This window comes from Umbribacter vaginalis, assembly GCA_001552935.1.
In the GTDB taxonomy this organism is placed as follows: domain Bacteria; phylum Actinomycetota; class Coriobacteriia; order Coriobacteriales; family Eggerthellaceae; genus Berryella; species Berryella vaginalis.
This window is the reverse complement of the sequence record KQ959668.1, coordinates 1-22,004: the sequence shown is the minus strand read 5'-3', so window position 1 is coordinate 22,004 and position 22,004 is coordinate 1. Positions and strand designations below refer to the sequence as shown.

At 46.3% G+C, this 22,004-nt stretch carries 18 protein-coding genes; 13 read left to right on the top strand and 5 right to left on the bottom strand.

The features are described 5' to 3' along the window. From HMPREF3190_RS00115 to HMPREF3190_RS00105, 3 genes are all read right to left on the bottom strand, one after another. A partial coding sequence (locus HMPREF3190_RS00115) for an AIR synthase-related protein (protein WP_449675870.1) occupies window positions 1–1,755 on the bottom strand: 1,755 nt, incomplete at its 3' end. Window positions 1,756–1,786: 31 nt separating this feature from the next. Further along, window positions 1,787–2,191, bottom strand: a complete 405-nt coding sequence (locus HMPREF3190_RS00110) for a hypothetical protein (RefSeq protein WP_066778976.1) — start codon at window positions 2,189–2,191, stop codon at window positions 1,787–1,789. A gap of 37 nt (window positions 2,192–2,228) precedes the next feature. Then, the gene (locus HMPREF3190_RS00105) at window positions 2,229–2,684 is read right to left on the bottom strand and encodes a YhcH/YjgK/YiaL family protein (protein ID WP_066778974.1); all 456 of its coding nucleotides are present in this window, start codon (window positions 2,682–2,684) and stop codon (window positions 2,229–2,231) included. Between the two features lie 282 nt (window positions 2,685–2,966). On the opposite strand from HMPREF3190_RS00105, the gene HMPREF3190_RS00100 reads away from it, so the two are divergent. From HMPREF3190_RS00100 to HMPREF3190_RS00080, 5 genes are all read left to right on the top strand, one after another. Beyond that, window positions 2,967–5,390, top strand: coding sequence for a glutamate-cysteine ligase family protein (locus HMPREF3190_RS00100; protein WP_066778971.1), 2,424 nt, complete (start codon window positions 2,967–2,969; stop codon window positions 5,388–5,390). 304 nt (window positions 5,391–5,694) lie between these two features. Continuing rightward, on the top strand, window positions 5,695–7,476 hold the full coding sequence (nhaA, locus tag HMPREF3190_RS00095; RefSeq protein ID WP_082715013.1) for a Na+/H+ antiporter NhaA: 1,782 nt from the start codon (window positions 5,695–5,697) through the stop codon (window positions 7,474–7,476). Between the two features lie 40 nt (window positions 7,477–7,516). Continuing rightward, the gene (gene lysA, locus HMPREF3190_RS00090) at window positions 7,517–8,872 is read left to right on the top strand and encodes a diaminopimelate decarboxylase (RefSeq protein ID WP_066778968.1); all 1,356 of its coding nucleotides are present in this window, start codon (window positions 7,517–7,519) and stop codon (window positions 8,870–8,872) included. Window positions 8,873–9,111: 239 nt separating this feature from the next. Next, on the top strand, window positions 9,112–10,395 hold the full coding sequence (locus tag HMPREF3190_RS00085) for a homoserine dehydrogenase (RefSeq protein ID WP_066778965.1): 1,284 nt from the start codon (window positions 9,112–9,114) through the stop codon (window positions 10,393–10,395). 205 nt (window positions 10,396–10,600) lie between these two features. Continuing rightward, entirely contained in the window at window positions 10,601–11,275 is a 675-nt protein-coding gene (locus tag HMPREF3190_RS00080; RefSeq protein ID WP_066778963.1) for an HAD family hydrolase, read from the top strand. Here HMPREF3190_RS00080 and HMPREF3190_RS00075 read toward each other — a convergent pair. Then, window positions 11,272–11,679 carry a hypothetical protein gene (locus HMPREF3190_RS00075; RefSeq protein ID WP_066778961.1) on the bottom strand — a complete coding sequence of 136 codons (408 nt, stop codon included), beginning with the start codon at window positions 11,677–11,679 and terminating at the stop codon, window positions 11,272–11,274. The genes HMPREF3190_RS00080 and HMPREF3190_RS00075 overlap by 4 nt on opposite strands. Before the next feature lie 494 nt (window positions 11,680–12,173). On the opposite strand from HMPREF3190_RS00075, the gene rplM reads away from it, so the two are divergent. Beyond that, on the top strand, window positions 12,174–12,608 hold the full coding sequence (gene rplM / locus HMPREF3190_RS00070) for a 50S ribosomal protein L13 (protein WP_066778957.1): 435 nt from the start codon (window positions 12,174–12,176) through the stop codon (window positions 12,606–12,608). Between the two features lie 3 nt (window positions 12,609–12,611). Continuing rightward, the gene (gene rpsI, locus HMPREF3190_RS00065) at window positions 12,612–13,004 is read left to right on the top strand and encodes a 30S ribosomal protein S9 (protein ID WP_066778954.1); all 393 of its coding nucleotides are present in this window, start codon (window positions 12,612–12,614) and stop codon (window positions 13,002–13,004) included. Here the strand turns inward: rpsI and HMPREF3190_RS07485 are convergent. Continuing rightward, entirely contained in the window at window positions 13,001–13,195 is a 195-nt protein-coding gene (locus HMPREF3190_RS07485) for a hypothetical protein (protein ID WP_449675866.1), read from the bottom strand. The genes rpsI and HMPREF3190_RS07485 overlap by 4 nt on opposite strands. Window positions 13,196–13,299: 104 nt before the next feature. Here HMPREF3190_RS07485 and HMPREF3190_RS00055 point away from each other — a divergent pair, with 104 nt between their 5' ends. The 6 genes from HMPREF3190_RS00055 to HMPREF3190_RS00025 all read left to right on the top strand — a co-directional run. Beyond that, the gene (locus HMPREF3190_RS00055; protein WP_066778949.1) at window positions 13,300–14,247 is read left to right on the top strand and encodes a branched-chain amino acid transaminase; all 948 of its coding nucleotides are present in this window, start codon (window positions 13,300–13,302) and stop codon (window positions 14,245–14,247) included. 233 nt (window positions 14,248–14,480) lie between these two features. Next, on the top strand, window positions 14,481–14,777 hold the full coding sequence (locus HMPREF3190_RS00050; RefSeq protein ID WP_066778947.1) for a YerC/YecD family TrpR-related protein: 297 nt from the start codon (window positions 14,481–14,483) through the stop codon (window positions 14,775–14,777). Window positions 14,778–15,124: 347 nt separating this feature from the next. After that, entirely contained in the window at window positions 15,125–16,111 is a 987-nt protein-coding gene (locus tag HMPREF3190_RS00040) for a DUF5067 domain-containing protein (RefSeq protein ID WP_066778940.1), read from the top strand. 335 nt (window positions 16,112–16,446) lie between these two features. Further along, window positions 16,447–16,950, top strand: a complete 504-nt coding sequence (locus tag HMPREF3190_RS00035; protein ID WP_449675863.1) for an XRE family transcriptional regulator — start codon at window positions 16,447–16,449, stop codon at window positions 16,948–16,950. 30 nt (window positions 16,951–16,980) lie between these two features. After that, window positions 16,981–18,777 (top strand): serine/threonine protein kinase, encoded by a 1,797-nt coding sequence (locus HMPREF3190_RS00030; protein WP_066778933.1) that lies wholly within the window; start codon window positions 16,981–16,983, stop codon window positions 18,775–18,777. A gap of 329 nt (window positions 18,778–19,106) precedes the next feature. Next, a partial coding sequence (locus HMPREF3190_RS00025; protein WP_449675861.1) for a hypothetical protein occupies window positions 19,107–22,004 on the top strand: 2,898 nt, incomplete at its 3' end.

Here is a 22,004-nt window from a genome sequence, read left to right as displayed (position 1 = left end):
ATGCGCATAGTGCAAGAACGGCTCAACATCTTCAGAAGCAAGCGCAACAGCCATGCGTTCTTGACTTTCCGAAAGCGCCAGTTCGGTGCCGGTAAGTCCGCTGTATTTTTTTGGCACGCGGTTAAGGTTAATGGTAACACCATCCGCAATTTCGCATACCGCTACGCTGACGCCACCAGCACCAAAGTCATTACAACGAATAATCATACGTGAAACATTTGGGTTGCGGAACAGTCGTTGTATTTTGCGCTCCACGGGAGCATTGCCTTTTTGCACTTCAGCGCCACAGGTGCTTAAACTTGTTTGGGTATGCTGTTTTGATGAGCCACTTGCACCACCAATACCATCACGACCCGTTCTTCCCCCTACTAAAACAATAACGTCTCCTGCTTGAGGTTTACGCCGTTTTACGTGCGATGCAGGTACTGCTCCTACGCATGCGCCAACTTCCATGCGTTTAGCGCGATAGCCCGGATGATACAGCTCGTGCACAAGACCAGTAGCAAGTCCAATTTGGTTGCCGTACGACGAATAGCCAGCTTGTGCCATCGTTGTAATCGTTCGCTGAGGAAGTTTGCCGGGAAGCGTTTGGTTGAGCGGCGTACGCGGATCGGCGCTTCCTGTTACACGCATAGCTTGATATACATACGCACGGCCAGACAATGGATCGCGTATACAGCCACCAATGCAGGTAGCAGCACCACCAAAGGGCTCTATTTCCGTAGGATGGTTATGCGTCTCATTTTTGAAGAGAAACAGCCAATCTTGCAGTTCTCCGTCAACGTCTACAGTAACATGCGTTGTGCAGGCATTAATTTCATCTGAAATATCAAGATTCGTAAGCACGCCCTTGTTTACAAGATACTTTGCAGCAATGGTTGCTATGTCCATTAAACGAACAGGTTTTTGAATGTGCAGGTCATTACGCAAAGACATATAGGTGTTGTACGTCGCTTGTATGGTTGGATCGTCAATGCGAATATCGTTAAGCTGCGTTTCAAAGGTAGTATGTCGACAGTGATCCGACCAGTAGGTATCAATGACTTTAAGTTCAGTAATGGTGGGATCTCGCTGTTCACGTGCAAAATACGCCTGCGCACACGCAAGATCGGCGTCATCAATACTCAATCCAAGACGTGCACCACATGCGTGTAATTCATCTGATGTAAATGAGATAAATCCGCTGATAGTTTCAACGAGCGCGCTGCTTGCGTTCGCCTTACAGTTGGACGTTTCGCCCTTGGACGTTTCGTCTTCGGCTGCGCCCACGTTTGCACCTTGCCCCGCGGACGTGCGTTCCCACGGAGCATTAACGTCGCTAATTTCCTGGCATTCTACAGGGTTAATAAGATGGTGCTTAATGCGTGCAAGCTGTTCGTTTGATATATCACCCGATAAACAGTAAATTTTTGCTGTATGCACATCAGGGCGATATGCGGGATTGATAAGTTGAATACATTCAGAGGCACTATCTGCACGTTGGTCAAATTGCCCTGGCAGAAACTCTACGCCAAATACCGCAGCATAATTGCCGTGAGGGAGTTCGGTCGTGCACACATCGCTTACAGGATCGCTCATGACGGTGTTAAGGCACTGATTAAACGCTTCTTGTGGCATGCCATCAATGTCGTATCGTATAAAAATGGCAATGTCAGTAAGGTTGCGTATGCCAAGCACATGTTGAAATTCGTGCAATGTTTGCTGTTCCTCGACATTGAAGTGCAGCTTACGTCTTACATATACGCGCATCCCCATGAACTTCTCGCTTTCTTGTGCGGTTGAACGGTTATTGATGGAGCAAGTACTGTATGTAATACACCAGGTAAGCAATTCCTGCTAGGAACAAGGCGCTTCCAAGCCCCGTATAAAAAAAGGCAATAAAAAACGATGGAAGAAACAGACGGAGAACAATGCCAAGCGTGATCATGAACGCTACCACGATGTACGATTGAACAGTAAAGAACTTAAATACAGGATTTTTATCTGATTCAAGTGCACGAATGCGTTTTTGGTTTTTGTAGGCAAGCATTTGAAATAAAGCACTGAACAGCACAAATATAAGAATAGAAAGCAAACACACGAATATCGTTGTATTATTTGAAAAGTGCGATATGCCCGTGCTTAACACAAATGAGCCAGCAAGCATCCATACAAGTCCTGCAATCCCAATTAGAACACGCCTTGATACCACTTCTCTCTCCTCCTTGGCAGGTTTTATACAGTACTTGTTATACGGCTACTTTTACGACAATTTTGAACACTTCACCTGCGTGTACACCATCGCTCAATCCTGGTTTATGAGCTTCACCAGGCCACAAAATGCAAAATTCCCCTGCATTCATGTGAATAACGCTTGGCGGTGTTGTAAAAGAGTTGCTTAATACACAGTCGTCTCCGTTGTCGAGTGCTCGATATTGTTCGGCATCACAGGGAAGTGCGGCGATAAGCTCCGAGCCTTCTACCAGCACTTGAACATCGGCATAGGCAAAGTGTTGTTCGTATTGTTTTTGATCTTGAGCAACGGGAGTATAGCGTGCCACATTAGCAAATACACCTTCAGCAATATCATGTCGTCCACAGCTTAACGTGCTTAAATCGCTGTGTGTAAGCCAGGAAAAAGCTTCTTGAAATTTTGGAGGCAGTCCCTGGTAGCGTTGAGTGTTTGTAAGCAAATCTTTAATCATGCCGTGCTCTCCTTTTGCAATAGGTATGACTCCTATAATAAAATTTCCCCCACGAAAAAGCACCTTAAGAGCACTTTATTACGAACTTGTCACGTAAACTGTATAAACAATGTGCGTATTAAAGTTGTCAAGTGTGTCACACCTTAGAATGGCTGTCGCATAAGCGCTTAAAACATGCATAATTATACGTGAATATTATGGATAACGGCATCATATATGGAATTTTGCACGTAAGCTGCGAAAATAAGAAGAATCTTTCGGGAAGAGTTAGAGGGAAAGCCCATGAATTTTAAGGCTGCAAATCGCAGAAAATTGGTTGAATTTTTTCAATCAGGATGTAAAACCGCTCAGGGTTTTGGTATAGAAATCGAGCATATTATACTGCATAAAAATACGCATTTACCTGCGTCTTATGAGGAAGAAAACGGCATTGCAGCACTGCTTGAGCGCATGAAGCCCTTCTATGAGGAAGCGCACTACGACGGCTCGCACTTGGTGGCTCTTTCGCGTGGCAACGAGCACATTACGCTTGAACCCGCAGCCCAGCTTGAAATTTCAGCAGGGCCGTTTGAAAACTTGCTTGATGCAAAATTTGCCTATGCGTGTTTTCGCAAAACACTCGACCCTTTGCTTGATGAACTGGGCTTATATACGCCCATGCTGGGGTATGTGCCTACCGTTCCTGCGAAAACGCTGAAGCTTATCCCGAAGTTTCGCTATGACGCGATGAATGCGTTTTTAGGCGCCGAGGCCTACGAGGGTGTTTGCATGATGCGTGCGTCGTCGTCGCTGCAAATTTCCATTGATTTTCGTGATGAACGTGACGCGATGCGCAAGTTTCGCGTGTCGGAAAAAATTGCGCCCATTTTGGCGCTGATGGCGGACAATTCCCCCTTCTACGAGGGGAAAAATCGTCATGGACACATGGCACGTTTTGCGTTATGGACGCGTATGCAGCAGGACAGGTGTGGCGTTGTTCCCGGTTCGCTTGGTGCGGATTTCGGTTTTGACGACTACGCGGACTACATTTTGACACGCCGTGCCATTTTAGTGCCGTATGCTGCGGATGTTGCCGCCATTCTTGAGGGTGACAATGGGGAACGTGTCGCCGCTGGTGCCGCTGGAGCCGCCAGTGCCGCCGGAACGGGAGAGGAGCACACAACAAGCCCCGTACCAGCATATATTCCCGAGCACGACGATCACTGGCTGTACGCTGGAGCGCACACGTTCGACGAGTTGTACGCTCACCGCGCCATGACTGACGACGAATGCATGCACGCGCTTTCTATGGTTTTCCCTGATACGCGCCTTAAAAACTTTGTTGAAATTCGTCCTGCCGATGCGTTGCCACTGAGCCATGCACTTGGGTATATGGCGCTTATTAAAAGTATTTTTTATTCAGACGACATTCTTGATGTGCTCGATCGCTCTCTTGCGCCCTATGGGGAGCAAGATGTGCTTGACGCTAAGCAAAGCCTTATTGAACAGGGGTATCAGGGTCGTGCGTATGGACACGGAGCTGCATTTTGGGCTGATAAGCTGGTAGCTCTTGCTCTTGATACTATGACGCGCGAAGAGCGCATTATGTTTGAGCCGTTGCGATCGCTTGTATATCATCGTGAAACGCTCGCTAACATGGTGGCACATTTCTTCCCTCTGCACACGGTTTTTGATGGCAACAGTACCGCTAAACGTAGTATAAAGCCTGATGAAACATATGCTGCTCATGCATCGTTGCTTGCAGGTACCTTTCCTTCATGGTCAGCAGCATGTGTATGTACCTATGCTGAAGCGGGGCACGCGCTTAGTGGAATGTGGCCACCACTTCGTTTGAGCACCGATCGTGAGCTTGATAAGGCTCATGACCAGCCTCATGATCAGGAAAACGATCGTGGTTTTGATGGGAAGCTTGCGTGGGAGCACCATCAGGAACACACGTACAAAGGTGGCATGTGTGTCGATACGTATGCACCTTCCGCTGCTCCTGTGATTGGTATTTTGCCACGCTATGATACAGAATTTACCAATTTGACGCTTTCTGAGGGTTATATTACAGGCATTATAGCTGCAGGTGGATTGCCGCTTATGATACCTCTTACGTTTGACCAGGAAAATGTTGAGCGTATTCTTGACTTGTGTGATGGTTTTCTTATTCCGGGAGGACCTGATATTACGCCAAGTTTGTACGGCAGAGACGAAGAGCCGCAGCTGTGTCGCACATCTCCTATGCGTGATGCAATGGAATTTATGCTCATTCCAGAAATTTTGAAACGCGATATCCCTCTTTTGGGTGTGTGTCGTGGCATGCAGGCGCTGGGAGTATCGATGGGCTGCACGCTTAATCAGCACATACCTACCAAATACAGCCATTCAGACATTAAGCATGTACAGTCAACGTTATTTGCGCCTCCGAGTCATACGGTAGAAATTGATGCAAGTTCGCAGTTGTATTCCCTGTTGAAACAAAAGGAAATTCACGTGAACACGATTCATCATCAAAGCCTCGAGACAATTGCAGAAGGTGTGCGCGTGTCGGCACAAGCAAGCGATGGCGTGGTTGAAGCTATTGAATTGCCTGGTTATCGCTTTGCGGTGGGGGTTCAGTGGCATCCTGAACTCTTATGGCGAACGCACGAGCACGCATTTACTATTTTGCATGCCTTGGTGAACGCAGCGGCTAACAACCATACGCAGCAGCACCGATAAGGAGTATGGGAAAGCACAATAACTATGGTGCGCTGACTAGCGGGAACGTTTCGCTCGCAGTGACGTTCCCGCACGTTCAAGTTGCTATCCTCATGTGCAGGTACGTTCCCCGCTCTACATCCCGCATTCTTACGCAACTATTGCTTCGATATGTGCCGTAACCATGAGTTTTTAACACTTAACGAACTACTAACATTTACGCTTTGGTAGCTGTGTTAAAGTAAACACGCGCAATCTGCTTATTTATAGGCAGAATGTGCTTTTCTTATAAGAAGTACTGGCAGGTTAAAATAAAGGAAGAACTATGACCGCATCAGACGATACCACTTCAAGCCGCTCGAGCGCAAAAAGTGTATACATTGATGAAGCCCAGGTAAATCAAGCGCGCTTTCAGTCAATTCTTAACTTTACGTACTCATCAACGAAAGCTGCGGCGCTTATGCTTATTGCCGCTGTTCTTGCGCTCATTGTTGCAAATTCAGGCGCTTACCACGAGTTTCTGGAATTTTGGGAAAGTTCGTTTGGTATTATCGTTGGTACGGCGCACCTGTCGCTTCCGTTAGCCGAAATCATCAATGACATTTTTATGGCAGTGTTTTTCCTGCTGGTAGGTCTTGAAATTAAGTACGAAATGACAGCCGGCGACTTGGTGAACGTCAATCAGGCACTGCTGCCCATTATCGCTGCGTTTGGCGGTGTGTTTGCGCCCATTGTTATCTACTCGATTTTCAACATCCATTTTGCCGATACCGCACATGGATGGGGCATTCCTACCGCAACCGACATCGCGTTTGCGCTGGGAATTTTGGCGCTTTTGGGAAATCGTGTCCCTAATGGCGTGCGCGTGTTTTTGAGTACGCTTGCTGTAGCTGATGACATCATTGCCATATTAGTGATTGCGCTGTTCTATGGCCAAACGCCTTCGTTTATGTGGCTTGGAGGCGTGGCGCTTATTATGGTCGTCCTTGTGCTGATGAATCGCTTTCATGTGTATTCGTTAGTGCCATATTTACTGGTAGGTGTAGCTCTTTGGTATTGTGTATTCATGTCGGGCGTACATTCAACTATTGCAGGCGTACTGTTAGCTTTTACCATTCCTGCAAGTAGCCACATTAATTTGGGACGCTTTAGCATTTGGAGCCGCAGCGCTACCGAAAAAGCGCAAAAGGAATATGATCCAAGCTTGCCTGTTTCAGCACAAGAAGTGTATCTTAAAACGGTCAGTAGCTTAAGTGATGTGGCACGTAAGGTAGTTCCTCCTGCTACACGACTTGAACACACATTATATCCGTGGGTATATTTCTTTATTCTGCCGCTGTTTGCACTAACCAATGCTGATGTTTCACTGCTTGGGAGTTCATTTGGCGAACTGGTTGCTAATCCGGTATTTTTTGGCGTGTTTTTTGGCTTATTACTGGGTAAACCTTTAGGAATTTTGCTGTTTAGCTTTCTGGTGATTAAAACCAAAATTGCGCGTTTGCCTGAAAATACGTCGTGGATGCACATGATTGGTGCAGGTATTTTAGGTGGCGTTGGTTTTACGATGGCAATTTTTGTAGCAAACTTGGCGTTCCCGGATGCCGCACACGTGGTGAACGCAAAGCTTGCAATTTTGTTAGCATCAGCTACAGCTGGTATTGTGGGCTTTTTGTTCCTCGCCATTCGAGCACGAGCCGATCAAAAGCGCGGTGTTGCGTATCTATCGACGGCATCGAATGCTGCTGCGCATCAAACAGCACATTCAGAGACTATCGAACACAGCAAGGAGTTGCTTGATAAAATTAGCAGCCCGCTTGCTCGCCAGGAAATTGAAGCCGCTCAGCGTGATAGCAGCTCAGGTGTTACTGAAGTAGTGGTTGAATTAGGCTCTGACCAGCTATTTGGCACAGATTCTGCAGATACTACAAATGAAGTGGATGAATTGCGCAACATAGTTGAAATGGACGCGCCTGGTAACACGCGCAACAATGCGGACGCACCTGGCAGCATGGGCGCTTCTAATAACAAGGGATGTGCTGGCAAAACGGGTGCATCTGACAACAAGGGAGCTTCTGATAACACAGATTCCCCTCATACGCATCGATAACATTTATCGCACTCACCATAACAAGAGATAAGGAACAGCAATGTCACTTCCCGCATCGGATCATTCTAAACAGCCTGATAATCGCACTACTATGGAATTAGGTGCTGTGTTACCTGCCACTGCAGAGGTTCACGATGGCCATCTTTTTGTGGGTGGTGTTGATATGGTTCAGCTTGCGCACGAACAGGGAACGGCGCTGTACGTCATGGATGAAGCTGACATCGAAATGCGCATGACGCGCTACAAAAACGCTTTTCAACAGGAGTATCCTCACAGTGCCGTGCTGTATGCCAGCAAGGCGTTTCTGAACAAGGAAATGCTGCGACTTGTGGAAAAACATGGTCTTGAACTGGACGTTTCTGGCGGTGGTGAGCTTGCGTATGCGCAGGCACTTAATTTTCCATCGCAATCTATTCATGTGCATGGCAACAACAAAACACCACGTGAAATTGAAGAAGCTATCGTGTATGGTGTGGGCGCTATTGTTGTTGATAGCCGTATTGAAGCTTCGCGCGTTTCAGAAATCGCGTGCAAACTGGGGAAACGTCAGCGCATCTACATGCGCGTTACGCCTGGTGTTGAAGCGGACACACATGAATACATTCGCACAGGCTGTGAAGATTCAAAGTTTGGGTTTACGATGCTTGATGATTTTGCGTTTCGCTGCGTAGGTGATGTACAGGCGCTTCCAGGTGTTGAATTGATCGGATTTCATTGTCATATTGGCTCGCAAATTTTTGCGTTGCACTCGTTTAAGGAAGCAATCGACGTTATGGCGCAGTTTTCCGCGCGCGTCAAGCAGCACTATGGGTTGGAAATCCAGGAGCTCGATATGGGTGGCGGTCTTGGTGTTGCGTACACGGCTTCCGATAAGCCCACGTCAATCGAAGAATTTGCACATGTTATTTGCTCGGGCGTAAAAGAATCGTTCACGCGCCTTGGCTTGTCTCTTCCAAAATTGATGGTTGAGCCTGGTCGTAGCATAGTTGCCAACGCCGGATTAACGCTCTACACCGTTGGCATTCTCAAAACGCTGCCTCATATTCGCAAGTATGTTGCGGTGGATGGTGGTATGTCGGACAACATTCGTACGGCGCTTTATCATGCATCCTATGAACCAGCAATTGCAAACAAGGCTGATCAGCCGCGTAGCGAGATAGTTACGCTGTGCGGCAAACATTGCGAAAGCGGCGACGCTGTGGTGATTGACATGCCGCTTCAACATCCTGAACTCGGCGATATTGTGGCCGTTTTCTGTACGGGAGCATATTGTTATACCATGTCATCAACCTATAACGGCCAGCCGCGCCCTGCTATCGTGTTCGTGAAAGATGGCGCAGCGCGCGTTGTAACGCGTCGCGAAACCTACGCTGATATTATGGCGCGTGACGTATAAACTGGCGTTTCAACTGGCATTTCACCTGACGCATAGCGCACCGCATTTCATGACGTATAATAAGCGCATGTAATGTGTGCATCTAATTCGTGCATGGATTTTGTAGATAAGGTAGATGACATGCGCAGAACTTCGTGCAGCAATTCGTACGTGCAATTCGTGTTTCAAATTCATGTATGTAGTGAATGCGCATGATGCGGGATCGCATTTCGCGCGTGTTATAGAAAGTGAAGGTGTGTATGGCCGTATCAGTTGGGCTTGTGGGAACAGGTACTGTCGGACGTGGGTTTCTGGAAATTCTCGCGAAACATCACGACGATTTTCTGCGTCATTACCATATCGATTTGCAGGTAACACGTGTGTGCTCGCGGCGCAATGATGTTGCGTGCGAACTGGGATTTTCCAATGTGTTCACCTACGATTTTCATGACATTCTAAACGATACGTCCATCGATTTAGTGGTCGAACTTATTGGCGGTGTTGATGACGCGTTCGACATTATCGCAGGTGCGCTTCAAGCAGGTAAATCGGTGGTTACCGCCAACAAAGCCCTTATGGCACAGCGCGGTAAGGAGCTGTTCGCGCTTGCTCATGAGCACAAGGTTGAACTGGCATTTGAAGCTAGTGTAGGCGGTGGTATTCCCATTATTGGCCCTATGAAACATGCGCTCATCTCAAATGAAATTTCATGCGTAATGGGCATTGTGAACGGCACTACTAATTTCATGCTTACGTGCATGGCCGAGCAAAATTTATCGTATGACCAGGCGCTTCAAATTGCGCAGCAGAAAGGCTATGCGGAAGCCGATCCAAGTGCCGATGTTGATGGCCTCGATGCTGCTGCAAAAATTGCGATTTTGTCGTCGATTGCTTTTAATACGCGCATCACCTTGAGCGATGTGTATGCTCAGGGTATCCGCGCGCTTACGCCGCTCGATTTGGAAGCAGCGCGCGATATGGGCTATTGCGTGAAGCTGCTTGCTATCGGACGACGCAGCGAAGCGGGAATTGAAGTGCGCGTTCATCCCACTATGATACCGCGCTCACATGCTCTGGCGTCGGTCAAGGGCGTCTATAACGCCGTGTATGTGGTGGGCGACGCGGTGGGCGACCTTATGTTTTACGGAGAAGGTGCAGGTAGTGGGGCTGCTGCCAGTGCTGTGATGGGCGACGTGCTTGAGTGTGCGCGGCATATCCAGGGCAATGTACGCTCGTTTGTGGGATGTACCTGCAGCGATACACTTCCTATTATTGCGATGAGCCAGCTTGAAACGAAGTACTATTTGCGTTTTCCTGTGGTGGATAGTCCTGGCGTGCTGGCGTCTATGGCAAGTGTGTTTGCCCAGCACAACGTAAGCATTTATTCGGTAGTCCAGCGCGGCAAAAAAGACAAAGACACCGTTGAAGTTGTGTATGTAACGCATCAGGCGCGCGAACAAGACATTATGGCGGTTGTTGAAGAAGTTGCGGCGCTTCCCGATTGTTTACGCGGAACACCTGCGCTTATTCGTGTGGAAGACTAGGCCGCACGGGGTGGCCTGCGTTGTGCGAGCGGCAGCGTGTAGGCATCGGCGCGGTTGCGTGTTCGTGATGTCGTGCAGTGGAGCGGTTGCGTGTTCGTGACGTCGTGCACGCACCAACGCGCTGCAAAGCAGCTTGTTCATCTGTCCGTTTGTTCGCTACGCAAAAACACGTGGGTCTTTATGGTGAAAGGATGGCGTAACGCCTGTGAATAGCATTTCTCATTTACGCAAGCCATCAGGTATTATACTCGATTGCGATGGCACCTTGCTATCGTCTATGCACGCGTGGCACAATCTTGACGTGGTGTTTGCCAGCGAGCTGAAACGCCCCTTAACGAAACAGGAAACCGACTTTTTGAACACATGCACGCTTGAAGAGTCGTGCACATACTTGCATCATACGCTCGGAGTGGGTTTGTCACCAGCGCATATAGCCGAAATGATACAAAACTATCTGCTTCATTTTTACGAACACGATGTAGAAATATGCCCTGGTGCCGACGTGTTTTTGCGCGCATTGCAAGCAGCACATATACCTGCGGTTGTTGCGTCATCATGTCCGCGTGCGTTTTTGCTTGCAGGCTTGCAGCGCACGGGCTTGCTTTCTTTGGTGCAAGATGTGGTCTCAACAGACGACGTTCCTGGCACTAAGCGCGATACGCCCATCTACGAGCACTGTTTGGCATTGTTGCACAGTGCGCCAGAAGCGTGTTGGGCGGTGGACGATTCCGCATATGCGCTGGCAGTGATGCGTGATATGGGCATTTCAACTATCGGAGTGCATAGTTGCGACAAGTGCTCGACAAAATCCCAGTTAGAACAGGTGTCAGTGTGCGTCATTGATTCTCTTGATGATCTGACGAACTGTTTATCGCGCTAATCCCACGGATTGCGCTCAAAAAGCGGCTGTGATGTGGTGCGATCAGAATACGGATCGTAGCCGTCATCGTCTTCGGTTTCTGCTCGATAACCTGCTCGTTTGCGGTTTAACCGCTGAAGCGTTTTGTGCGCGGATTGAGTGTGCCGCTCATGCGTTGCGCGCGATGTGAGTGCGGCGTGCGGGGTTTGTATATCGTGCGTGCTTGCGGATGAGCTTGCAGATGAGCATGATGGTGCGGACATGTTTTCACATTGAGTTGCTGCCGTGCTTGCAAGCTGATTTGCGGACGCGCATGGAGCTGCGGCCAAGCGCTGAGTTGCAGATGAGCCTGGGATTGCATCAGCATGTTGCGCACGTTGTGCCGCAATTTGAGAAGTGGTATTCAATGAAGTATGTTTCGACATTATAAGTATCTTTCATAGTCAGCTTATTCGTATGTCTTGTGATTGTGTTGTATGCGCTCGCGCAAACGTTCCAATTGTTCTAGTGGTTCTCGCTGTTCCCAGTCACACAGCTACTCTCTCATGTGCAGCCATTCATGCTGTTCCCAGCCACGCATTTGTTTCCAGTTACTCAATCGTTCCCGCATCCGTAGCCGTTCCAGCTGTTCCCAGCGTGCGTGCTTCTATGATTTTATCGCGAATTTCTGAAAAGTATAGCGAATTCTAATTGACGTTTGTAGGGGAATAATCTTATAGTTAATCAGTTGCTTTCAAAAGCCCCGTGAAGCAAGCAGGCTCTAAGCACCTTAAGCGAAGAAGTCCAGTCTTTTCTTGAGTGCGCGGCGTAGGAAACCGCAGCTTATCCGTTTGCATCTTTTGGAAACACACATCGTGCGCCGTTTTGGTGCGCGAGAGAGGTGCACGTACTGCACTTCTACAAGTAATGGAGGATTATAGTGAAAACGTATTACGCAAAACCCCGCGAGGTTGAGCGCAATTGGGTTATCATCGATGCAAAAGACCAGGTTCTTGGTCATCTTGCTGTTGAAGTAGCCAAAATTCTGCGCGGTAAAAATAAGCCTCAGTACACACCACACGTTGATACAGGCGATTATGTGATTATCGTAAATGCTGCTCAAGTGCGTGTTACTGGTAACAAAGGCGAAGCCAAGCAGTATTTCCGCCACAGCGGTTTTCCTGGTGGCTTGAAATCGGAAACCTTTAATGAGGCACTCGCAAAGCATCCTGAGCGTATTATCGAGCATGCTGTAAAGGGTATGCTTCCTAAAACGACGCTTGGACGTGAGATGTTAAAGAAGCTTAAGGTGTATGCAGGTGCGGAGCATCCCCATGCAGCTCAACAGCCTCGTGAAGTGAAGATGGAGGGCTAACAGATGGCTAACAAAGCTCTATATTATGGTACTGGTCGTCGTAAAAATGCGACGGCACGTGTTCGTTTAGTTCCTGGAACTGGTAAAGTTACGGTAAATGGCCGTGAAGCTCTTGCCTATTTTGGACGTCAGCCCTTGGTTGATTATGCGCTTATTCCTTTTAAAGTAACTGATACACAAGGTCACTTTGATGTAATCGCATTGCTGAACGGCGGTGGCGTTTCTGGTCAGGCTGGTGCGCTGCGTCATGGTATTGCGCGTGCATTGCTGTCAGCTGGCGAATATCGCCCCGAGCTGAAAAAGGCGGGTTTGCTTACGCGTGACCCACGTATGGTTGAGCGCAAGAAGTACGGCTTGAAGAAAGCTCGCAAGCGTCCTCAGTTCTCGAAGCGTTAAGCAGTATTGTTCCTGTACATATTCAGGTTTTTGCAACCCGTCTTTCTTCTGGAAAGGCGGGTTGTTTTTTGCACGCCGCGAACGTCCGCCAGCATCGTCAGCATCGCAAGTACCTCCACGTTCCTACAACCTGCACGCATCGCCAGCATCGCAAGCACCCCTACGTTCCCATACATCCCTGCTTTTGTCATGCAGGTATGTTTCTGCGCTATAAATTTTTTGTTTAAAGCGCAATTCATAACACGGTGGTATTACAATGCTAGATAATCTGTATTCGTAGAGAAAGGAAGTACCTATGACAGATATCACTCCCGTTCCGTATATTTGGAAAAATGGCTCACTGGTAGCATGGGAAGACGCTCAAACGCATGTGCTTTCCCACTCGCTTCATTATGGTTCAGGCGTATTTGAGGGCATTCGTTGCTATGAAAACGATACCACCCATAAAAGCTATGTGTTCCGTTTGCGTGACCATATGGAACGTTTGGCGCGTAGTTGCAAAATTGCTGCTATTGACCTGCCTTATTCGGTTGACGAATTGGTTGAAGCTACCCTGGAAGTTCTTCGCGCAAATAATTTGAAAAAAGGCTACATTCGCCCGCTAGTGTATCGCGGTTATGGCGTTATGGGAGTTGATCCAAGCGGGGCTCCTATTGATGTGATTATTGCTGTTTGGCCGTGGGATGCATATCTGGGTGCTGAGGCACTCAAACATGGTATTAAAGTCGGCGTATCTTCGTGGCGCCAGCGTTCAAATAATGCTATTCCGCCTGCGGTTAAAGCAACAGCGTCCTATATGAACTCTCTGCTTGCAAAATTGGAAGCAAAAGAGCATGGCTATGCTGAGGCAGTGATGCTTAATGAGGCGGGTCGCGTGTGTGAAGGAACGGGAGAAAACCTGTTCATCGTACGTAATGGCGCGCTGATTACGCCACCATTAAGCGATGGTTTGCTTGAGGGCATTACGCGCGATAGTGTTTTACAAATTGCAGCTGACATGTATGAAGCAGAAGAAATTGACGTCTTCCCTGTTGAAGAGAGCCTTGTACGTACCGATTTATATATTGCTGATGAAATGTTTATGACAGGATCAGCAGCTGAGCTTACACCCGTTGCATCGGTTGATGGTCGTGAAGTAGGATCTGGTGAGTGTGGCGAAGTTACTGCCGCGCTTCAGAAGCGATTCTTTGAAATTGTCGCAGGTGATAATGAGGATTATGCCGATTGGCTCACTGAAGTGTAAGCAATTCGTGTGATTGGTATTTGCCGAGCGTTGCTGAAGGCACGCACTACATGTGCGTACTAGTAAGTGCGTGAGGGTCACGCAACGAATTCATAAGGTTGCACTACGAATTCATAGCACACGTGTAAGATACGTACGGTGTAGTTCGTGTAAGGTGTAGGTGTAGGACATGAGTGTGCCATACGCGCCGCTTGCATCGGGTGCTTGTGTTCGCTCAGCGTAGGGGTTTAGGGATGACAGCAATAAGAAACAACGATGTAGATGCACTGCTCACAGTGCTTGCACGCATGGATGATGTTGATGAGCTGTTTTCGCTCCTCGAAGATTTATTTACGGTTCGCGAAATTAAGGAGTCGTCGCAACGCTTGGCGGTTGCGCGGCTCCTTTCTGCTGGAAAGTCGTATGCGCAGGTAGAAGAACAAACAGGCGCTAGTGCTACTACTATTGCTCGTGTGTCGAAGTGTTTAAGCTATGGATCAGGTGGTTACGAACAAGCACTTGCAATCTTGAACGAACGTTCTTCCACGTAACCGTCACACATCAAGCTTCCAACGTCGTCAACACGCACCAATTTCCACGTAGGCTGCTTTTGCCAATCGTCCAAACCGTTCGCGTTGCGCATTTCCATTTCCTCAAGCCGCCACACCGGTGTGCACACTGTTCGCGTTGCGCATTTCCATATCCTCAAGCCGCCGCGCCCTTCTTTCCAAAACATCTCCCAAAACAATTTTTGCATCCTGTTTCGATGTGATTTTCCCGCTTTTAAATGGTTATTTGTGCTATAGTCGGCTGTTTTCATTAGCTGACAGCTAATGAAACGCTCCGGCACTGTTCATACACTGGTGTCAAGTATTAGTTTTAGAGAAAGCGAGTTGTTATGAACACACCAGAACCACCTTTGTCTGGACGCTCACAAGAGGACGCTTCCATGCATAAGTCTTCATCAACAGGAAGTCATGGAGTTCCATCATCACCTGATAGCACGGTGTCTTCTTCACCATCAGGCACAGCACCTTTTGCTTCAAGCAAATCAGCATCAATGCCAAATACGTCTACGAGTGAATCTCACGCCGTAGCGTATGGCGCACCAGCAAGAATGTCTGGAATGGCTATCACATCGCTTGTTTTGTCCATTATTGGAATCGTTGGATCGTGGATGCCTATTTTGAATAATGCAGCCTTTGTTTTTGCAGTACTTGGCTTTATTTTTGCAATTATTGCACTCATTTCGATGCGCAAGAAAAACATAGGTGGCAAGGGTTTGGCTATTGCAGGGCTTGTTCTTTCCATTTTGGGTGTAGTAATTGTGTTGTATACCCAAAGTATGTACGCTAATGCATGGCATAAAGCTTTTAACGATGTGTCGAACGCGTCTCCCCAATCGCAGCAGAATGCGACCTCTGGTGCGTCCTCAAGCAGTAGCGCTGCGTCTTCAAACAGCAAAGATGCTCAAAGTGCTACCAATGCGCTTGCTGCAGCAGCAGCTGTTTCAAAAGCGCAAAAAGAAGCTGCGTCTAAAGCTAAATACAGCGTTTCAGTTGACTCTATGGCAAAAACCCAAACTTACGACCATAAGCCTGCCATAGCGGTTACGTATACGTGGAAAAATGTTGGAACGTCTACATCGTCGTTCAGCACAACATTCAGTGCACGCGCTTATCAAAATGGCGTTGAGCTGCATCATTCGTACAAAACAGGCATCACCAACAACGAGCACACGCAGGTAAAGCCCGATGCGTCGTTGCAGGTGGTTGAAATGTACGAGCTTAACGACAATAGCGAAGTAACGGTTGAAGTAACGCCGTGGATTAATTTCAATGGTGACAAAGGTGTTATCACAAGTAAAAAGTTTCCTGTTGCATAATGGTGTTGCAGGAGTGCTATTCCGTAAGGATCGTGTATAACGGATTAAAAGGTGTAACGTAAAGTGATGTAAGGGTTTTAGTTATCAGAGTATGCTTAATGGTTAGGTGTTTGTTTCACGTGAAACATGTGGCATGTAGGACGAACTTGCTAAGAAAGTAATGTGTTGTAGACGTGTACGTGTGAAGTATGGTAAACAGTTGCAAATTTAGCAGTTGCCTATTTAGCAGTTGCGCATTAAACACTCTTTTGTTTCACGTGAAACACACCGTGCACAGTTGGTTTGTGTGCGCACCGTTATAGAGTCATTACAAATTGCCTGCTATCTTGTATACTATGCCATGTACAAAAGAAGCGCAGCTACGGCATGTAGGTTATGGGCGCTTTTATATGCTGGTGAACAGGATACTTATGGCGCTTACCACCGAGCAACTGCTAAAAGAGTTACATGAATTAAAACACGATGCCGACCTTGAAAAATGGTTGGCAAGTACGTCGTCGTCTGTAGTAACGCTTCATGCATATTTGGATTTTTTGCTTAAAAAAAGTGGCTTTAAGCGTGCGCAGGTTTGTCGTGATGCACATGTTGATGCCACGTTCGGTTACCAGATTTTTCAGGGAACACGAGGTGCATCGCGCAACACCCTCCTTCGTTTGGCCCTGGCGCTGCACATTACGTTATACGAAACAAATGTTATGTTGCGCTTGGGTGGTTGTAATGCACTGTATTGCAAGGAAAAATTTGACGCTATCGTCATTTTTGGACTCGACCACCAAAGAAGTGTTCCCGATGTTAACGACATGCTCTATGACCATAATCTTCCCCTGTTGGAAGCGTAGCCTCGCTTCCTTGCGGTAAAAGGATACGCTATGAGTGCGTCTATGTCTGACATTGATCGATATTTGCAGTCTTTGGAAACCGAAGACGCTTATCGTTTTGTGCGCACGATTAAGACATCTGAATTTGAGGTAACGCAGCTTGTTACACGGTCGTTCGCCAGCAAAAGCGAAGAGCGTGCATTTTATGCACCCTATACATATTATTTAGATCAGGGAAAACATATACAGTTTGTTCATGCGGGACAACAAGCATCATCAAAGCATAGTAAGAAACGCACTTCTCAAGATTCACGAAATGAGGATTTTAAGAAAGAACATGAACAAGACGCAAAGGTAGCGCATGACCGTTCATTTTCAAATCGGTTTGTCCGGAAATTGATTATGCGAGAATCGCCCTTGGGTGATGTGTACGAAAAGCTTTTTTCCGCACAGCATAATCAGGAGCATTGTGCCTATACACCTCACCTGCCATTTATTTTTGAGTGTTATCGGAATGATTCTCATCGCGTAGTAATTATGCAGGTTATTGATGGGCCCAATCTGGAACAATTTATGCGTGCGTTGCCTTTTGAGGTTCGTATACAGCAAGCCCAGAAATTGCTGCCATCATTATGTGAAGCAGCGCGTGAGCTGCACGAATTTAGCGATCATCCTATTATTCATCGTGATATTTCACCTGATAATATCATTGTGTGTCATGACGCGGCGTTTTTAATCGATTTTGGCGTTGCGCGCGAATATAAAGAGAATGCGACGCATGATACGGTATGTTTTGGTACTCGTATTTATGCAGCTCCTGAGCAATTTGGCTATCAGCAAAGCAGTATTCGCAGTGATGTTTACGGGCTTGGTATGGTGCTTGCTTATATGCTAAAAGGCAGTGACATTTCAGCGGTTGATGTGTCGATGAATTTTGAATGTCTCGATTCCCTGTTTGCGCGTGCGCATAAACGTGATATGGGAAAGCGCCTTATCAGCGTTATAGCTAAAGCAGTTGCATTTGACCCTAAAGTACGTTTTGGTAGCCCTCATGAATTTTTACATGCATTTCAAGATGCGTGTTCAGGTGCTGTGGGCAGCGCTGTTGCGCTTGATGGCGTAACGAGTTGCGTAGGCGATGGTGCTCCTGTAGGCTTTAGCGAGGACGCACCCAATAGTGCAGATGGTATTGGTGTTGCTGCGTCTGATAGGTCTGTTGGTGATGGCGCATTTGGCGGTGTAGCGGAAGCTGAAGGCGGCATGTGCACACGTTCAACGTCTCGATCGGGTGTTGAAACGGATGCATGCACTGGTTCTTCTAATACTTTAAGTGCCAACATTTTAGGTATGAATACTTCAAACGCGCATGACTTTAATGCCAACCATCCAAGCAACGATGTTTTAAATATCAGCACCAACACTCTCAATCCCAACGCCACAAGCGTCGACACTTCAACCATCACCACCGCGCCTACCTGTTCTGATGCTTCTACTGCACATGGTCCGTGGCATTGGTTTGACCATCCTTATAAAGCAGTGCGCGTGGTTTGTATGCTATGGAACGTATGTGTGTTTTTAACGTGGGGTCTCTTTTCATGGGCGGCAATCTGTAGCGGCACAATCAGCTATCTTTCAACAGACACACAGCGTGAAGTTTTTAATCGTGTGTTTTTAGCCGGCATGTTACCTTTATGTTTTACTATTTGGGGCGCGTGCCTTATGTTTAAGCCGCGCTGGTTTTATGCTTTTCGTTTGTTTCGCGGTTGGCGCTGGTGGTGGAATGGTATCGTTGCGTTTCTTGCGTTTGTAGCGCTGGTAACTTATGCGATAATAGGCTATCACGCTTAGTAAATATATTGCTGATTGTTGTGCATTCTTCCTGAAAAATTATGTAGCAATTTGTATTTGTAACATAGTTGTACTTAATAATTTTCGATTTATAACTCTTGCATAATCTTGCTTTTTGTATGTTTTGCATGCACAAGCCGTTGAGGATATAAAAACTACCACTTTATTTTTAAATTTTAGAATTTGTTTTATACTAGCATTAAAAAGTTAGTTATAGTTAATTTACAGGAAAGGTTGGTAGCATGTTTCGTTCAATTACACCATCTTTGATGCGAAGGCTAAAGATTGCTTGCAGTATTGTTGCGTTATGCATTTTCTTTGGCAGCATAATGAGTAATGGAACTGCCAAAACAGCATATGCTGATGAGGGAGGTGCTTTTGGCTTTGTAGAAGATCTGAAAACTCGTTGTGGGAGCGATATTAACGAAGGTACACGTCAGTCTGATCTATGGCTCAATGATGAAGACGCAAGCAATGATGTTCTTAAACAATGGTTTCCAGGATTCGAGTTAGTAGATGGTTCAGAATTTGCTCAAAATAATGATATAGAAGGTATTTGTGACGCAATGGACAGTGATGTACCCGATGCAGAAGGTGATCCGTATTTTGATGAAAGCGTTAACCCTCGCCTTCATGATCTGAAAGAGAGCAGCGTTTTTGATGATTATCCGTGGACGTTTCAATTGCTTCCCTTTTGCAAGAGCATAGAAAAAGTGCATTATTATGTAAGTAATGACGAATCAAAACAGCTTTTGCGCGCCGAGGAAGTTCTTGCAGCATTGAAGCAAACATTAGCGCATATTACTCCTACTCTTGTTTTGGAAGGTACGTCGCCTGCATCGATTACACCTGCCTGGAAAAAACTTGTAACCACTGAACAGTGCGCTATTATTGATAGTACGACGTTATCAACATCAAAGAGCAGCCATGCCCTTCTTCGTGCAAAATTAAGTGGTGCATATCCCTTTGGAACAAAAGGAGCGTGGAATATTACAACTCCGTTAAGCTCAGAAGATGTTACGGATATTGTACAGGCATGCAGCAACGCACATAAACCCTTACAGTTCGTTAGTTCAACAGCAGATACCGCAAGTAATGTAAACTACGCATTCGAGTACGAACTACCAATATTTCTTGCGAATGACAAAAAAACAGCAACTATTTCAGAAGAAGGCATTCAGTTTATAAAGAAATATCTCACGATGCACGATAGAAGCGCTTCAATCAGTAATGATATAAGCACTGATAATTATACAATTAATGGTAATGTCATTAGTTTTAAAAAAGACTATAGCAACATCAAATCAGCGCTGGTACTTGGTGCACTGAAAAATGATGATTGTAATATCAAGGTGAGTTTTGCCGAGATGAATAAAGGTATTGACGTACAAGATTATTTTGCTAACGCTCAAGTTAATAAGCCTTACAAAACAACAATCACGTATCAAGCATTTGGATTAGGCGCTGATGATGTTGTTACTCTTAATACGCAACAACTCGGTTCAGACTTACAAGCAACGATTAATATAGATACTAAAAGTGTTACTGTTCAGGGCACACCTGTAAATGCGAAGCAACGCAGTCTTATGTTAGAAATTCACAATAAAGATGGTCATGTGGTTGGTAATTCGGAAGAAATTCGTTTAATGATCGTGCCAGAGCCTACCATTTCCCTTAAAGATCCAGGTGATATTGCACTAACACAATATTGTCAGTACGAGATAATACGTGAATTAGACAAAGTTAATCTTGACGGTACACAGCTTATAGTGAGTCCTGAAAAAGAAAATGGACTTACTGCACAAATAAAAGATGGATCCCTTATTATTACAGGTGCTCCTCGCAAGGCAGAAACAGTAACGTTTAAGTTGAGTGCGCAACAAGGGCAAACTGAACGTGCTCATCTTGATGTATCAATTGTGGTAAATGCTTGTAGCGAGGTAGAGCAACAGTACTTAACTACGATGCCAGAGCAAACGCCAGAGGTTATCGAGAATGGCATAGCTGCGTTGGGCAATTTAAAATTTAATAAATTACCGGATGGAGTATATAAAATTCCACTTAGAATTTTAAAAGAAGGTTATGAGTATAACAGCATTGATTTTCAAAATATTCCCCGAGAGAAGCTGTCAATGGCCGATGAAACCATAACGGAACATACCGCAACATTAACGGTTATTGACGGGATGTATTATGTTGATTTTTGTCTTAAACGACGTCACGCAGGGCCGATTGTATGTGGATTGTCAGGTTTAGAATTATATCCTCATTATGAATTTCAGTTTGGTGTACGTAAACCTGCCTATAAAAGTGGTCAGACGATAACCATCTTTAAGCAAGATAAAGTTAGCGATCAAGGTGCAATAGCGCCAATTCATTTTATTATGAACAATAACATGAAACAAACAGGCATCGCTGCTGTAAAAGTACATGTTCCCGCTATGGGAGCAAGTGCACCTGATGCATTGCTTGCATTTGATATTAATCACATTACTCCACTTACCGTATATAAAATGAAAGAAGTTACTCCAGCTCCTGTTCCAGTTTTTACCCTTACGGGAGAAGTTAGCGGTGCACAAGCTGGCAAAGAGTTGAGTGCTGAACTTTCCTACACGCTTGAAAATGCAGATGGTTATACCGTTATCGCAACTCTTGAAGGTGAAGCAAAAGACGGACTTACTGCGACTGTTGATACTGCAAGCAAAAAAGTAAAGCTGAGAGGTACGCCTACCAAAGCAGGAGAAGTAACCGTTAAGGTGAGCGCTACTAAAGAGGGCGCAACAGCTCTTGAGCAAACAAAGACATTTAGCGTTGCTGCTGCTCCTGAGCCAGCTCTTACACTTACTGGCGATGTCACAGGAGCACAAGTTGGAAAAGAGCTTAATGCTGAGCTGCCCTTTACTAATGCTAACATGCCAGAAGACACTACATTTGAAGCTACGTTAGCAGGTGACGGTAGCGTGAACCTTAGTGCGAAGGTATCAGAAGATAAAACAAAAGTTATTCTTAGCGGAACACCAAGTAAAACGGGTACCGTTACAGTGACACTGAGCGCCAAGAAAGCTGATGCTACCATCAAAACTGCTACTAAAGAATTTAGTGTTGCTCCTGCTCCAGCGCCCGTGCCTCCGGTGCCAAATCCCACACCACAGCCAGGTGAAGAATCCCCTGTTCCAAGCTTTGATCAGGCAACCAAACGTATTGCTGGAGAAACTGCAGAAGACACG